This window comes from Polaribacter sp. 2305UL8-11 (assembly GCF_058147165.1).
This window is the reverse complement of the sequence record NZ_JBYVJW010000009.1, coordinates 153,598-168,346: the sequence shown is the minus strand read 5'-3', so window position 1 is coordinate 168,346 and position 14,749 is coordinate 153,598. Positions and strand designations below refer to the sequence as shown.

The 14,749-nt window shown below is 28.1% G+C and carries 16 protein-coding genes; 14 read left to right on the top strand and 2 right to left on the bottom strand.

Features of this window, described 5'->3' with window-relative positions; genetic code table 11:
- Positions 1 to 3 precede the first annotated feature (3 nt).
- The 9 genes from ACY2RW_RS10205 to ACY2RW_RS10165 all read left to right on the top strand — a co-directional run bounded on the left by ACY2RW_RS10205 (position 4) and on the right by ACY2RW_RS10165 (position 8,828).
- The gene (locus ACY2RW_RS10205; RefSeq protein ID WP_490122623.1) at positions 4 to 402 is read left to right on the top strand and encodes a hypothetical protein; all 399 of its coding nucleotides are present in this window, start codon (positions 4 to 6) and stop codon (positions 400 to 402) included.
- Between the two features lie 2 nt (positions 403 to 404).
- Positions 405 to 1,403, top strand: coding sequence for a hypothetical protein (locus tag ACY2RW_RS10200; protein ID WP_490122622.1), 999 nt, complete (start codon positions 405 to 407; stop codon positions 1,401 to 1,403).
- Positions 1,404 to 1,478: 75 nt separating this feature from the next.
- On the top strand, positions 1,479 to 1,958 hold the full coding sequence (locus ACY2RW_RS10195) for a DUF6252 domain-containing protein (protein ID WP_490122621.1): 480 nt from the start codon (positions 1,479 to 1,481) through the stop codon (positions 1,956 to 1,958).
- Between the two features lie 185 nt (positions 1,959 to 2,143).
- Entirely contained in the window at positions 2,144 to 3,478 is a 1,335-nt protein-coding gene (locus tag ACY2RW_RS10190; RefSeq protein ID WP_490122620.1) for a hypothetical protein, read from the top strand.
- Between the two features lie 7 nt (positions 3,479 to 3,485).
- Positions 3,486 to 3,785, top strand: coding sequence for a hypothetical protein (locus ACY2RW_RS10185; protein ID WP_490122619.1), 300 nt, complete (start codon positions 3,486 to 3,488; stop codon positions 3,783 to 3,785).
- Between the two features lie 13 nt (positions 3,786 to 3,798).
- Positions 3,799 to 5,676: an ATP-binding protein gene (locus ACY2RW_RS10180; protein WP_490122618.1), complete on the top strand. Its 1,878-nt coding sequence runs from the start codon at positions 3,799 to 3,801 to the stop codon at positions 5,674 to 5,676.
- A gap of 36 nt (positions 5,677 to 5,712) precedes the next feature.
- Positions 5,713 to 7,683 carry a tetratricopeptide repeat-containing sensor histidine kinase gene (locus tag ACY2RW_RS10175; RefSeq protein WP_490122617.1) on the top strand — a complete coding sequence of 657 codons (1,971 nt, stop codon included), beginning with the start codon at positions 5,713 to 5,715 and terminating at the stop codon, positions 7,681 to 7,683.
- 47 nt (positions 7,684 to 7,730) lie between these two features.
- Positions 7,731 to 8,384 carry a response regulator gene (locus ACY2RW_RS10170; protein WP_490122616.1) on the top strand — a complete coding sequence of 218 codons (654 nt, stop codon included), beginning with the start codon at positions 7,731 to 7,733 and terminating at the stop codon, positions 8,382 to 8,384.
- Between the two features lie 72 nt (positions 8,385 to 8,456).
- Positions 8,457 to 8,828 (top strand): hypothetical protein, encoded by a 372-nt coding sequence (locus ACY2RW_RS10165; protein ID WP_490122615.1) that lies wholly within the window; start codon positions 8,457 to 8,459, stop codon positions 8,826 to 8,828.
- Positions 8,829 to 8,836: 8 nt separating this feature from the next.
- On the opposite strand, the gene ACY2RW_RS10160 is transcribed toward ACY2RW_RS10165, so the two are convergent.
- The gene (locus tag ACY2RW_RS10160) at positions 8,837 to 9,151 is read right to left on the bottom strand and encodes a rhodanese-like domain-containing protein (protein WP_490122614.1); all 315 of its coding nucleotides are present in this window, start codon (positions 9,149 to 9,151) and stop codon (positions 8,837 to 8,839) included.
- Positions 9,151 to 10,908 carry an aromatic amino acid hydroxylase gene (locus ACY2RW_RS10155; RefSeq protein WP_490122613.1) on the bottom strand — a complete coding sequence of 586 codons (1,758 nt, stop codon included), beginning with the start codon at positions 10,906 to 10,908 and terminating at the stop codon, positions 9,151 to 9,153. Before ACY2RW_RS10155 ends, ACY2RW_RS10160 begins: the two co-directional genes overlap by 1 nt.
- 195 nt (positions 10,909 to 11,103) lie before the next feature.
- On the opposite strand from ACY2RW_RS10155, the gene ACY2RW_RS10150 reads away from it, so the two are divergent.
- The 5 genes from ACY2RW_RS10150 to map are packed head-to-tail and all read left to right on the top strand — an operon-like array spanning position 11,104 to position 14,746.
- A complete protein-coding gene (locus tag ACY2RW_RS10150; protein ID WP_490122612.1) occupies positions 11,104 to 11,370 on the top strand; it encodes a hypothetical protein in 267 nt (88 codons plus the stop codon).
- 46 nt (positions 11,371 to 11,416) lie between these two features.
- Positions 11,417 to 12,934 carry a 2,3-bisphosphoglycerate-independent phosphoglycerate mutase gene (gpmI, locus tag ACY2RW_RS10145; protein WP_490122611.1) on the top strand — a complete coding sequence of 506 codons (1,518 nt, stop codon included), beginning with the start codon at positions 11,417 to 11,419 and terminating at the stop codon, positions 12,932 to 12,934.
- A 17-nt stretch (positions 12,935 to 12,951) separates the two neighbouring features.
- The gene (locus tag ACY2RW_RS10140) at positions 12,952 to 13,479 is read left to right on the top strand and encodes a thioredoxin family protein (protein ID WP_490122610.1); all 528 of its coding nucleotides are present in this window, start codon (positions 12,952 to 12,954) and stop codon (positions 13,477 to 13,479) included.
- On the top strand, positions 13,479 to 13,880 hold the full coding sequence (locus ACY2RW_RS10135) for a BT0820 family HAD-type phosphatase (RefSeq protein WP_490122609.1): 402 nt from the start codon (positions 13,479 to 13,481) through the stop codon (positions 13,878 to 13,880). Before ACY2RW_RS10140 ends, ACY2RW_RS10135 begins: the two co-directional genes overlap by 1 nt.
- Positions 13,881 to 13,936: 56 nt before the next feature.
- Positions 13,937 to 14,746: a type I methionyl aminopeptidase gene (map, locus tag ACY2RW_RS10130; RefSeq protein WP_490122608.1), complete on the top strand. Its 810-nt coding sequence runs from the start codon at positions 13,937 to 13,939 to the stop codon at positions 14,744 to 14,746.
- Positions 14,747 to 14,749 lie beyond the last annotated feature (3 nt).

Sequence of the window (14,749 nt, the reverse complement as noted above, 5' to 3'; positions counted from 1 at the left end):
AGTATGAAATCTATAAAATCTTATTTATTAATTGTTTTTTCTGTATTAATTTTTGCTTGTTCTGGTTATGGAGAAAAGTTACAATACCAAAAAACAGAAGTTTATTATACAAGTAAAGTTAAAAAAGCTGATGCAGAAAAGTTAGGAGATTTTTTAGTACGCTCTCAATTTGCAGATGAAAACAAAAAATCAATTCAGCTTTCTAAGAATAAAGAAAATGGAAATTACCAATTTAGAATGGTAACTACAAAAGAAGCTGCAGAAAGTGAAACTTACGAAACTATTTTTAAAATGTATGCCCAACAAATATCTGATTCTGTTTTTAACAAACAACCTGTAGATTTCCATATTTGCGACAACACTTTTAATACCTTAAAAGTAATTCCATTCGAAAGTAAATAATCATGAAAAAATACATTTACTTATTGGGGGTGTTTGTAATTACATCATTATTCATAGCAAACTCTGCACAACCAGGAGTTTGGAATGCTGGTGGCTCTGGTTCTTTTACGTTATTATATCCAGAAGATAGTATTGCTTATAAAAAAATTCAGATGAAATCTGAAGATATTTTTATGCAATTACACAAAGGTTTTGCAACTGTTAAAGGCAATTATTACTTTAAAAATACTGCAACAGATACTTTAAAAATAAAGGTAGGCTACCCAATAAATAATGTTTTTGAAAATATAGACTTTCATGATAATGTGAATGAAGTTAGAGTTGATGGTTTGTACAAAATTAAAGGTTTAATTAATGGAAATGAAGCACCTATATTCAAAAAACCAAATACAGAAAATGACAATTGGTATGTTTGGGAAATAGCTTTTCCTCCTAATAAAATCACAAAATTTACAGTATACTTTTTAGTAAACACAAACAACGCTAAGATTTTAGAAGGTTATAATTCTGATAAAAAAAATGCATTTATTTATTTAATAGAAACTGGATCTCTTTGGAAATCTCCCATAGAAAAAGGAAATTTTTACACTCAATTAATGGATAATATTTCTGTTGATAACATCAAAACAAGTTCTCCAAGTTCGTTATTTTTTGATAAAGAGAGCGCTATTTTAAAGTTCTCTTTATCAAATTATGGCAAAAAACCAGATCCAAACTTTATAATTACGTATGCAAAGACTCTAAAAAAGTTTAATTTTAAAGAAGTTACAAAAAAAAGCGACTTTTACTTTAATCAGATAGATGAGTTTTCTAAACTAGATTTTACAACTTTTAGTTTTGAAGCAATAAAATTACCTAACGCTTATAAAGTTGGTGGTATTTCTAATAAAACTATTGGACTTCTTTTTTACTTATCAATTTACGCTATTCCAATTTTTGCAACAATAATTATACTGCTTTTACTAATTATACTTTACAAAAAATTAAAAAAGAAAAAATAAATACGCCAAATGACGTATTGTACTGTTTTTTAAATATTTAAATATTTGTAATATCTAATTATAAAAATAAATATTATGAAAAAATTACAAAAAATTTTACTTTTTATTTCTGTAAGTATCCTTTTTTCTTGCAGCAATAGCTCTGATGAAGATTTAGGAATTTCTGGTGAAGGTTCACTTTCTGCAAAAGTAGACGGAAAAACTTGGACTTCATTAAAGGCAACTGTTAGTGGTATAGTAACAAATGGTGTTTTAGCTGTGCAAGGTTCTACCTCTTCTGGAGAATATATCAGAATTAACATTACAAGTTATACTGGTGTTGGTACTTACAAAACTGGTAATAATCTTACAAACGTTAATTCTATTTCTTACGGAACTGTAAGTCCTGTTGCTTCTTGGATTTCTACTTTTAATATTGGTACAGGAACCATAGAAATTACTGGAGATACTGCAACCACCATAACTGGTACATTTTCATTTACAGGCTTGAATGCTAATGACAATAATTCTTCTAAAACTATTACAGAAGGTACATTTAGCGCTCCAAAAAAATAAAATTTCTTTAAAAACACAAAAAATACGGCAGATGCCGTATTTTTTTATCATCCTAATTTTTAGAAGTTTGTATACAACAAAATATTAAGATTGTTTTTTAGGGTTACAGATGGTTGGCGTTTCTAGAACATCAGTCAACCATCTCCTTTAAAAACAATCAAAGTGTAACCTTAAAAACAAAAACAATGAAAAAATTATCTATTTTACTTCTATTAGCTACAGCCATTTCATTTAATGGTTTTAGCCAAACAGAAGCCTACAACTTAGCATCTCAAAACTTGCATAAAAATGTTCGAAAAACAATAGAACACTATTATACTTATGATACCAATAGTGGTGGTTTTGTAAAAAAATCTGTCAATATTAAAAGATATAATGATGATGGTTATTTAATAGAATCTTATTACTTATACAACAGTACTTATTCAGATTCTTCTCCAACTAAAAAGCTATACAATTATAACAATAAAGGTTTGTTAACAGGAACCAAAGATATTAGTGATTCTAGAGGAAAATATTCTACAGAATATGTTTTTAAATATGATAACAAAGGACATTTAATTGAAAGAGCCTCTGTTTATAAAGATGGTAGCAAATACAAATCTGTGTACACAAATGATAGAAAAGGGAGAGTTACTAGCAAAAAAGATTTTTCTAAAGCAGGTAACTTAACTGCAGAAGTAAGTTATACGTATAAAGGTGATAAAAGAACTGAAACCAGAACAAGTTATAATAGTAAAGATGGTAGTATTATTGGCACTTATGTAACCGTTTTTGATGATGACGTAAAAGAGTCTTATAAATCTGATAGTAAATATGGTAGTTCTAAAACTACTTATGAATATGATAAAGAAGGAAATTTATCTAAAACCTATTTTACAGGCAAGACTAGTTCTGTTTCTACTTATGATTATGTTTATGATAAAAAAGACAATTGGATAAAAAAACACAATAGATCTGGAAAATATCAGTATTTCTATTTCAGAGAAATTTATTTTAAAAACGGCGATGTTACTGGTAGTTCAGAATTTGACAGAACATTTATAAATAGACATGGTAATTTTGCCAATGTTGCTGTTGTACCACTTAAAAAGAAAGAGTTAAAGAAAAATAATTCGAATACTACTTATAATAATAGCAATTCTACTCCAATAATAAAAGGCAAAACATTTAATTACGATTATGCCTATATGAAAAAGAAATTGTACAAATTAACAGGTACTTTAAAAATAACTTCTCCAACAAGTAGTTACAAACTAAATACTGGAGATATGGCTTATTTTGCCATTAAGTTTGGTGGAAAAACCTACAACTATAATTTTACTTTAAGAGAATATAAAAACCTAGATGATAAACATCAATGGATTTTAAAAAATACTAATGGTAATAAAGTTGTGTATTGGCAACATAAATCTCCAAAGAAAATGAAAGATGATACAAGTGGAACTGTTATAACTGCTAATGGAACACTTACAGTTTATGAAGTTGGGCAAGATGATATAACTTTTTATTTTAAATAATATATAATTGATAAACAATTTAACCATAATACCAATTCTATTGCTACCTCTAGTATCACTATTTCTGCTATTTTTAGTATTGACTTTAATTATCTACAAGTCAAAAAATTACAAGTACTATAAAATAGCAGAAACTAATAAAATACTGGTTTTAAGTAGAGAAATAGAGAATGAAAAAAAAGTATCTAAACAACTAGAAAGTGTTCCTCAAGAAATAGCACTTCTATCTAAAAACACACAACAAAAACTACAAACGATTAAAGTAGATGTTTTAGATATTAATTTTACTTTGAGTGAAATTTTTTAATGAAATCTAACTTATGAAACTACAGCAAAAGTTACGGGTGGCATTGTTTATTTTTTGTTCCTACAGTGTCTCTGTAAATAGCCAACAAAACCTTGACAAAGAATTATTAAACGCGTATTTAAGTAAAGATTCATCTAATTATCTGTTTAAGAAAACGTACGCTAAATTAAATTCTGAAGCAGACACTGCTAACTATTTTTATTTTAAACTTTTTCAAAAAAACAAGTTAAATGAGCAAGACAGTGTTAATTATTATGCAAAAAAACTTATTCCACTTTTTCAAAAATTAGATACTGTAAATAGATTAAGAAAAGTACATGAAAGATTGTATTATCAAAATTTAAGGAATGGAAATTACGAAAATGCTCTGAAAGAAATTCAGACTACTTTGCAACTAGCAAAAAAACAAAAAGATACAGCGTTTATTTCTCTTCACTATTCTGACCTTGCTGTTTTGTATCATGATTTTAATTTTTTTGAAAAAGGAGTAGAATATGGTAAAAAGGCTTTTTCTGTAATGAGCAAAGCAAAAAACAAAGAGTATAAATATTTAATTTATGCCAACAATGCTATAGGAATTAATTTTGATGACTGGAACAAGTCAGATAGTGCACTTTTTTATCACTATAAAAATTTAAACTATTTAAAAAATGTAAAAGATTCTTTAAATTTTGCATTTATACATAATAATATAGCAAACACCAATTTAAAATTAAAAAATTATGCCAAAGCAAAACAATTTTTAAAAAGAGCTTTGGCTATCAATTTAATTAGAAATAGAGATTATAATCTAGCATCAAACTATACAAATCTTGCAACCATTGCTTACCAAGAAGACAAAACATCAGAAGCTAAAAAATATTTTAAAAAGGCAACGTTTCATGCCAATAAAAGTAATAGCATAGAAAAAATTAGAGACGTTTTAAAACAAGAATATCTATTCTATAAAAAAATTAAAGATTTTAAAAAATCTCTTGAAAAACAAGAAGAATTTTATGTTTTGCAAGATTCTGTATTTAATAAAGAACGAGCAGAAAAATTTTCTAAATTAGAAATAGAATACCAAACCGAAAAAAAAGAAAAAGAAATTGCCCAACAAAAAGAACGTCTTTTAGAGCAAGAATTAGCTATAAAAAACAGAGAAATCTACGCCATTTTATTAGCTGCTGCACTGCTTGTTTTAGGTATAATCTTTTTTAGTATTTACAAAAAAAATCAATTTAAAAGAAAACAATTGCAAAAAGAAGTAGACTTAAAAGATGCTTTAGCTACCATTAAAACTCAAAATAGGCTGCAAGAACAGCGTCTTAGAATTTCTAGAGATTTGCATGATAATATAGGGTCACAGCTAACTTTTATTATTTCTTCTATAGATAATTTAAAATTTATCTCGAAAGACGCCAATCAGAAATTAAAAGACAAATTAAGTAATATTAGCTCTTTTACGTCAGAAACTATTCATCAATTAAGAGATACTATTTGGGCTATGAATAAACCCGCAATTACTATAGAAGATTTGCATACAAGAATTTTATCTTTTGTAGAAAAAGCAAAATTAGCTACTACAGGTATTGAGTTTGAAGTGCATCAAAATATCAATAATCAACTTAGTTTATCATCTTTAAAAGGGATGAATATTTTTAGAGTCATACAAGAAGCTATAAATAATGCTATAAAATATGCAGAAGCAACTAAAATTTCTGTTTCCATATCCAAAGAAAACAATCAAATTATTGCAATTATTTTAGACAATGGTATTGGTTTTAAAATTACTGATGTAAATTTAGGTAATGGTCTAAGCAATATGGAAAAAAGGATGAGCGAAATTGGTGGTAAGGTTAAAATAAGTTCTATAATTGATAAAGGAACAGAAATAAAAATAATTCTGTAATTTAGGGTGCTTAACATTTCTTATTTTGAACAGTTTATGAAGAACAAGTATTCCTCTTTTAATTTTATCTTTTTATTTTTTTTAACACTATCAATAAATTCTCAAAATAAAAGACTTGATAGCCTTATCGTTTTATCAAAAAAAGCCAAAGACACTGCTCTTATTACTGTTTTAAACGAAATTTCTTGGGAGTATAAAAGTTCTAATCCAGATACAGCCTTATTTTTTGGTAAAAAAGCATTAAAAATTGCTCAAAACTTAAATCATAAAAAATCTATTGCAAAATCTTATAATAGTTTAGGCAGTGTTTATCAAGTAAAATCTAATATTGATAGCGCTTTATATTATCATAAGAAAAGTTTAGCTTTAAAAATAATTATTAAAGATTCTGTTGGTATTGCAGACTCTTATAACAATTTAGGAATTATTTTAGATGAAAGTGGTAATTATTTAGAAGCTCTAAAAAATTACTTTAAAGCTTTAAATATTTATGAAAAAAAATCGAAAAGCTTTGATCAAGTTCCAGCTGTTTTAGTAAATATTGGAATTGTATATAAGAAACAAAAAAAATATAAAAAAGTTTTAGAATACTATGAGAAGGCACTAAAAATTTATGAAGAAAACGACTTTAAAATTGGTATTACTATAATTACTGGTAATATTGGCTCTGTACTACTTAAACTTGACAGAAATATTGAAGCGATAGCATATTGCAAAAAAGCTAGAAAAATGTATACAGATTTAGGTTACATAAGATATGTACCTTATATGAATGTAAACATTGCTGCTGCAGAATTTAATTTAAAAAAATATAATGCCTCTATAAATAGGTACAAATCAGTAATTAAAGAATTTGAATCAGACAAAAATCTTTATGAACTTTCTAATGCAAAAATTGGACTTTCTAAACCTTTAATTGCAACTCAGCAATATTTTAAAGCAGAAAAACAATTAGAGCAAGCTTTAAAAATATCAAAGAAAAATAAATTTAAAGAGTTTGAAATTGATGCATTAAATTATTTATCAAAATTAAAATTTGATTCAAAAAAATATAGAGAAGCATATATATATCAAGAAAAATATAATTTAAAAAAAGATAGTGTTTTCGAAAAAACCAAAGTAAAAGATATTAATGAGCTTTTGGTAAAATACGAAACATCAAAAAAAGAAAAAGAAATTGCCATCCAAAAAGAGCAATTGCTAGAAAAAGAACTTGCTATAAAAGACAGAAACTTATACGCCATTTTATTAGCTGCTGCACTGCTTGTTTTAGGTATAATCTTTTTTAGTATTTACAAAAAAAATCAATTTAAAAGAAAACAATTGCAAAAAGAAGTAGACTTAAAAGATGCTTTAGCTACCATTAAAACTCAAAATAGGCTGCAAGAACAGCGTCTTAGAATTTCTAGAGATTTGCATGATAATATAGGGTCACAGCTAACTTTTATTATTTCTTCTATAGATAATTTAAAATTTATCTCGAAAGACGCCAATCAGAAATTAAAAGATAAATTAAGTAATATTAGCTCTTTTACGTCAGAAACTATTCATCAATTAAGAGATACTATTTGGGCTATGAATAAACCCGCAATTACTATAGAAGATTTGCATACAAGAATTTTATCTTTTGTAGAAAAAGCAAAAAGCGCAACTCAGCATACAGAATTTCAAGTCAATTATAACATTGATAAAAACACAACATTCTCTTCTTTAGCAGGCATGAATATTTTTAGAGTCATACAAGAAGCTATAAATAATGCTTTAAAATATGCAGAAGCTACTAAAATTGATGTTCGGCTAGAAAAACAAGATCATTTTTTTAAAATTACTATCAAAGACAATGGGATTGGTTTTGATATTAAAACTGTAGCATTAGGAAATGGATTGAGTAACATGGAAAAAAGAATGAGTGAGATTGATGGAAAGGTTAAAATAAATACAGAACCAAATACAGGAACAGAAATAATTTTAACTGTATCTTTAAAAAATACGTCAAATGACGTATAAATTAAGCTTTTGTTTATATGTAATTTAGTAAAAAACGAACCAACAGAATGAATTTAAAAATTTGCATTGCAGAAGACAACTACTTTTTAGTAAAAGCTATTAAAGAAAAACTTTCTTTTTTTGATGATATTTCCGTGAAATTTCATGCCAATAATGGTGCTGAATTAATTGGTAAATTAGAAGACAACCACAATATAGATGTTATTTTAATGGATATACAGATGCCAGAAATGGATGGCGTAAAAGCTACAGAGTTGGTTAAAAATAAATACCCTCAAATTAAAATAATAATGCTAACAGTTTTAGATGATGATGATTATATTTTTAAAGCTATAAAAGCAGGTGCAAATGGTTATTTATTAAAAGAAATAGATGCAGAAAACCTTTACAAAAGTATTTTAGAAGTTACAAAAGGTGGTGCTCCTATGACACCAAGTATCGCTCTTAAAACTTTAAACTTATTACGCAATCCTAAGACTTTAGATGTAGAAACTACAGAGACAGAAACTATAAAATTATCTAAAAGAGAAACAGAAATTTTAGTTCAGCTTAGCAAAGGTTTAAATTATAATGTTATCTCAGAAAATCTTATCATTTCTCCATCTACAGTTAGAAAACATATAGAAAATATTTACAAAAAATTACAAGTACACAGCAAAATGGAAGCTGTTATGAAAGCACAAAAACAAAATTTAATCTAAGTATTTATTTTTTATAAAATGATATAAAATAAAAATTGTAACTTTATAAAGTACAATCTCCCCTCTGCAAAAATGGTTTTAAAAATAAGTGTTGGTATAATTATGGGAAGTATTATAGGAGTTTGTGTAACTTCTTTATTTTTATTTAACAACCCAGAATTTTCAGAATTATTTTTTAGTAAAATAACGGCTACATCAATTATTACTGGAGTTTTGTGTGGTTTTTACTCACATCTTTCTACATCAAAATTACAAATTTTCTTAATTTCTATTATTATTGGTGCTGTAGTATTCTATTTAAAATACCTGATTACTGGTCATCACTTTGATCCTTTAACCATGGGCATTTTTGTAGGAGCAATGTTAGGATTAACTTTTGCTTTGATTAGAAAAATAGCAACATTTATTGCAATAGCTAGAAATCAAGACAAATTAAGAACGTAATATAGATGTTATTCTTCTAAATATTGACTTACATTTTGCCAAGGACCACCATTAATTACATCAACACCATTTTGAGCAAGAAATTGCGATGCTTGTCCACTTCTACCACCACTTCTACAAACTGCAATCACTGGCTTATTCCAAGATTTTATTTGTTCTATTTCTAAAGGAATTAAATTTAAAACAATGTGTTCTGCTCCATTTATATGAGCTTCTTCCCACTCATCTTTAGTTCTTACATCTAAAATTACAGCTCCTTTTTCCAAGTATTGTTTAATTTCTTCAGATTTATCTTTTTGACTAAACATCCCAAATAACCCCATTATTTTTTACTGTTTTGATGACACAAATCCAATCCGTTTTCAATTAACTTTGTGTAGTTTTTATGCTCTTTTAACTCTTCTAATCTTGATAAAATATCAGATTTAATAGAAAAATTTTCCTGCAAAGCTAATTCATATAATTCTAATAACAATAACCAATCTGCTTGAAAGTGCGTTTTTAACTGATTAAAAATTTCTGTTATTTTTTTATGAGATACATTTTCTTTTTCACGCATACTTCTAACATCTGCGTATAATTTATAAAGTTCTATTTGATTACTAGAATAAATTATTTTTTGTGTTTTGGTTTCAGATACTTTACCTAAAGTTAAAAAAGAATCTACATCTGCGGGTCCAGAATACGCAGAAACAACCTCTTTACCAATTGCCATATCATATAAACCCCATTCTGGTTTAAATAAAACTTCATCCTTATAAGTTACAGTGCAATCTTCTAAAGAAATAATTAAAATTTTACCTCTTAAATCTCTTGTTCCTGTTATTGCTCTTCCTTTAATAACAACCCCACTTTCAAATTCAAGAGTCATAAATTCGCCTTCATAAATACCATAAGCCTTTAAATCTCTAGGACTCATATCTTCTATAGGCAAATTAATTCCTTTTAATTTACCAACTGGACTTCCAAAACCATTAGGATGACGTGTAATTCCATGTCCAATTAATTCTTTATCTCTATTTGCTAAAGCAGTTGCACCTGTAGTTTGGAAATAAGCAACCTTGTTATTTTTATGCTGAATTACTTTTGTAAAAATACCAGAAATTTGAATTCCTGTTGTAAGCTCTATTGTACCTAAATTTTCTGAGTCTATTAATTTCTGAACACCATTTAAACCACCTTTTCTTAAAGCCATTGTATTTGCAAATTCATCTAAAACCAAACTTAAATACGCAAAATCTGGTGTTACAAATAATTGTGGTTGTGGTTTTGTAATATCAAAATTCACATTTGCTGCATCAATAGAATAGCTAACTTTTTTCACTTCATCTTGCATACACCATTTACTCTCTCCAATAGATGATAATAAACCTGCACCATAAATTTTAGGTTTTTCTAATGTACCAATTAAGCCATATTCTACTGTCCACCAATGCAAATTTCTTATTTGAGCCATTTCAGACAATTCTCCCATATTATTTTGAAGATATGTAACCTTTTCTTGCGCAGCTTCAATATCTTTTGCAGAAGAATTTGGGTTTTCTTTTAAAATAGATAAAAGACGTATTGCCTCATACATTTCATAATCTTTTGCAGATGAAATTGCTTTACTACCAATTTCTCCAAATCTTCTTAAATATTCAGAATATTCTGGATTTGCAATTATAGGTGCATGTCCTGCTGCTTCATGAATAATATCTGGTGCTGGTGTATATTCTATATGATCTATAGTTCTCATATCTGAAGCAATGACTAAAACATTGTAAGCTTGAAACTCCATAAAAGCATTTGGTGGAATAAAACCATCTACAGAAACTGCAGCCCAACCAATATCTTTTAAAATACGGTTCATGCCTTCCATATAAGGAATTTTATCAATAGAAATACCTGTTTTTTCTAATCCTGTTACGTACGATTTATGGGCAACTGTGCTCAAATAATTTACATTCATTTTCATCACATATCTCCAAACAGCCTGGTTTTGCGCTGTATATTCTTCATAAGGCTGTTGTACCACAAACTTGTGCAAATGTTTCGGAAGTTTCTTGGTAACATTGTTCAATTCAAAATGAGCATCCATAACACATAATTATAATATTCTTACAAAATTACACATTAAAATACTGATTTAATATTTTTTAACAGTCAAAAGTTTCTTTTTCTGCCTTTATAATAATTCCTTAAAAAATTAAGAATTGATTGTAATGGTAAAAATCAATTTTTGTAACATTTTTATATTTTTTAATACTTATAAATAACTCTTATATTTTCTATTATGCCAGGAGAAGGTTTTATTGCACACATGATTACAAGCTTAAAAGCGAATAAAAGGTCGCGTGTTTCTACTTTTGATAAAATAAAAGATTATAAGAAAAGTACCAAAAGCAAATTGTATTTTAAAAACAAAGCAACTCCAGAAGAAATTGCAAAACTTCGAGAAAAAATGCAGAAAGAAAATAATATCATTTTCTTTCGGAAAGTATTTGTAATAATTATTTTATTAGCAGTTATCCTTTACGCTATCGGTTTCGTAAAAAATTAAAAAAACAGCTAAAATATTTATTACTTTTACTGTATAATTTAAGAAAATGAGCAAGAAAGTTATATTAATGATTTTAGATGGTTGGGGAATTACGCAAGACCCAAAAGTATCTGCAATTTACAACGCAAAAACGCCTTACATTAATAGTTTATACGACAAATATCCGAATGCAGAATTAAGAACAGATGGAGAGCATGTGGGATTACCAGAAGGACAAATGGGAAACTCTGAAGTTGGCCACATGAATTTAGGTGCTGGTAGAATTGTGTATCAAAACTTAGCGCGTATTAATAAAGCTGTCAAAGAAAAGACTTTAGGTAATGAAAAAGTGTTGTTAGATACATTTAAATATGCAAAAGAAAACAACAAAAATGTTCATTTACTAGGGTTGGTTTCAAATGGTGGTATTCATGCTCACATAGACCATTTAAAAGGAATTTTAGATGTGGCAAAAGAAAATAATGTAGAAAATGTATTCTTACATGCTTTTACAGATGGTAGAGATTGCGACCCAAAATCTGGTACTTTTTTCATTAATGATATTCAAAATTATATGAAAGAAACTACTGGAGAATTAGCGACTGTTACTGGTCGTTATTATGCAATGGATAGAGATAATAGATGGGAACGTGTTAAAGAAGCTTATGATGGTATTGTAAATGGTGTTGGTGTAAAAACCACAGACATAATTGCAACAATGAATGCAAATTATAAAGATGGATTAACAGACGAATTTCATAAACCAATTATAGTTACAAATAAAGATGGTTTGCCAAAATCAAAAATAAAAGAAGGAGATGCTGTAATATTTTTTAATTATAGAACAGACAGAGGTAGAGAATTAACAAATGCATTGTGTCAAAATGATTTTCCAGAGTTTGGAATGAAAAAACTAGACCTGTATTACACTACAATGACATTATATGACGATACTTTTACAAAAATAAACGTTATTTATAACAACGATAATATTAAAAATACTTTAGGAGAAGTTCTGGCAAATGCTGGAAAAAAACAAATCAGAATTGCTGAAACAGAAAAATATCCTCACGTAACTTTTTTCTTTTCTGGAGGACAAGAAACTCCTTTTAAAGGCGAGTCTAGAATTTTACGAAATTCTCCAAAAGTAGCCACTTACGATTTAAAACCAGAAATGTCTGCCTATGAACTAAAAGATGCCTTGTGTGAAGATTTAGAAAAAGGGGAAGCAGATTTTGTATGTTTAAATTTTGCAAATGGAGATATGGTTGGGCATACAGGTATTATGCAAGCTGCTATAAAGGCTTGCGAAGCTGTAGATGAATGTGCAAAAGCTGTTATAGAAACTGGTTTAGACAATGGCTACTCAATTTTATTAATAGCAGATCATGGAAATTGCGAAACAATGATGAATCCTGATGGTTCTCCACATACAGCACATACTACAAACCCTGTCCCTTTCATTTTAATTGATAAAGAAATAAAATCGATAAAAAGTGGTATATTGGGCGATATTGCACCTACCATTTTAGATTTAATGGGTGTAGAACAACCTAAAGAAATGACACAACATTCTTTATTATAATTAAAAAAATACTGATAATGAAAAAACTTTTTTTACTTGCTTTTATAATTGTTTTATCATCTTGTAATGCACAACAAAAAGTTACTGCAGAAAAAAATAAAACAGGAGATTTGGTGGGTTTTGCTAACAAAGAATCTTTCAATCAAGCTCCATATAAATCTTGGTTTGACCAAAAATTTGAAGCTTACAAGCCTAACCCAGAATCAATCGCAACACTAAAAAAAGAATTAAAAGGAGTTACTATAAAAGGTTTTATGGGAACTTGGTGTGGAGATAGCAAAAGAGAAACTCCTCATTTTTACAAAATTTTAGAGCAAGCAAATTTTAACTTTAATAAGTTAGAGCTGATAACTGTAAACAGGAGCAAAAAAACTCCAGATAACTTACAAGAAGGTCTAGACATAAAAAGAGTACCAACATTTATCTTTTATAAAAACGGAAAAGAAATTGGTAGATATGTAGAGTATGCTAGAGAATCTTTAGAAAAAGATATGGTAAAAATTGTTTCTGGATCTCCTTACAAACATTCTTACGATAGAAATTAATGTTGCCCAATAATCCTTTAATTATTGCTGTCGATTTTGATGGTACTATAGTAGAAGATGCATATCCAAAAATTGGGAAACCAATGATTTTTGCTTTCGAGACTTTAAAAAAACTTCAGTCTCAAGGACATCGTTTAATTTTATGGACTTATAGAAGTAGTGAAAAATTAGAAGAAGCTGTTGCTTTTTGCAAAGAAAACGGATTGGAATTCTATGCTGTAAATAAAAATTTTCCAGAAGAAAATTACGACGAAAAATATAGTCGTAAAATTCATGCAGACGTATTTATAGACGATAGAAATGTGGGTGGTTTTTTAGGTTGGACAGCTATTTACAAACTTATCTTTAACCACGAACCTCCAGTAAAAAAGAAAAAAGGATTCTTTTCTTTTTTCAAATAATTCCTACTTAATTTAGTAATATAAATATAGTAACTTTGCGGTTCAATTTTTTTAATATGATTAAAATTAAAACCAGAGAAGAAATAGAAATTATGCGCGAAAGTGCATTAATCGTTTCTAAAACATTAGGTATGCTTGCTAAAGAAGTAAAACCTGGTGTTACTACATTGTTTTTAGACAAACTTGCAGAAGATTTTATTAGAGCAGAAGGTGCAATTCCTGGTTTTTTAGGACTGTACGATTTTCCTAATACACTTTGTATGAGTCCAAACTCTCAAGTTGTTCACGGAATTCCAAATAAAGAACCACTAAAAGAAGGAGATATTATTTCTATAGATTGTGGTGCTAAAAAAAACGGTTTTTATGGAGATCATGCATATACTTTTGCTGTTGGAGAAATTGAACCAGAAACCAAAAAACTTTTAGATGTAACTAGACAAAGTTTGTATGTAGGTATTCGCGAATTTAAAGCAGGAAATAGAGTTGGCGATGTTGGTTTTGCAATTCAAAAATTTACAGAAGACCATGGTTATGGTGTTGTAAGAGAATTGGTAGGTCATGGTTTGGGAAGAGAAATGCATGAAGATCCAGAAATGCCAAATTACGGTAAAAGAGGAAGAGGAAAAAAATTTGTAGAAGGAATGGTAGTTGCTATAGAACCAATGACAAACCTTGGAACTCACAAAATAAGACAACATGCAGATGGCTGGACAATTACTACTCTAGACAACAAACCTTCTGCCCATTTTGAACATGATGTTGCTATTGTTAATGGAAAACCAGAACTACTATCTACCTTTAAATACGTTCATGAAGCTTTAGGTATAGAAACTAATGAAGAAGATGAATTTAGAGTAAACTCTTAATTT

Excerpts from the sequence above, each read along its gene's own strand:
- ACY2RW_RS10165 (WP_490122615.1), top strand. The coding sequence starts at position 8,457 with ATGGTTTTAAAAATAAGTGTTGGTATAATTATGGGAAGTATTATAGGA.
- ACY2RW_RS10190 (WP_490122620.1), top strand. The coding sequence starts at position 2,144 with ATGAAAAAATTATCTATTTTACTTCTATTAGCTACAGCCATTTCATTT.
- ACY2RW_RS10135 (WP_490122609.1), top strand. The coding sequence starts at position 13,479 with ATGTTGCCCAATAATCCTTTAATTATTGCTGTCGATTTTGATGGTACT.
- gpmI (WP_490122611.1), top strand. The coding sequence starts at position 11,417 with ATGAGCAAGAAAGTTATATTAATGATTTTAGATGGTTGGGGAATTACG.
- ACY2RW_RS10150 (WP_490122612.1), top strand. The coding sequence starts at position 11,104 with ATGCCAGGAGAAGGTTTTATTGCACACATGATTACAAGCTTAAAAGCG.
- ACY2RW_RS10195 (WP_490122621.1), top strand. The coding sequence starts at position 1,479 with ATGAAAAAATTACAAAAAATTTTACTTTTTATTTCTGTAAGTATCCTT.
- ACY2RW_RS10200 (WP_490122622.1), top strand. The coding sequence starts at position 405 with ATGAAAAAATACATTTACTTATTGGGGGTGTTTGTAATTACATCATTA.
- ACY2RW_RS10205 (WP_490122623.1), top strand. The coding sequence starts at position 4 with ATGAAATCTATAAAATCTTATTTATTAATTGTTTTTTCTGTATTAATT.
- ACY2RW_RS10175 (WP_490122617.1), top strand. The coding sequence starts at position 5,713 with ATGAAGAACAAGTATTCCTCTTTTAATTTTATCTTTTTATTTTTTTTA.
- ACY2RW_RS10180 (WP_490122618.1), top strand. The coding sequence starts at position 3,799 with ATGAAACTACAGCAAAAGTTACGGGTGGCATTGTTTATTTTTTGTTCC.
- ACY2RW_RS10160 (WP_490122614.1), bottom strand. The coding sequence starts at position 9,151 with ATGGGGTTATTTGGGATGTTTAGTCAAAAAGATAAATCTGAAGAAATT.
- ACY2RW_RS10140 (WP_490122610.1), top strand. The coding sequence starts at position 12,952 with ATGAAAAAACTTTTTTTACTTGCTTTTATAATTGTTTTATCATCTTGT.
- ACY2RW_RS10170 (WP_490122616.1), top strand. The coding sequence starts at position 7,731 with ATGAATTTAAAAATTTGCATTGCAGAAGACAACTACTTTTTAGTAAAA.
- ACY2RW_RS10155 (WP_490122613.1), bottom strand. The coding sequence starts at position 10,908 with ATGGATGCTCATTTTGAATTGAACAATGTTACCAAGAAACTTCCGAAA.
- map (WP_490122608.1), top strand. The coding sequence starts at position 13,937 with ATGATTAAAATTAAAACCAGAGAAGAAATAGAAATTATGCGCGAAAGT.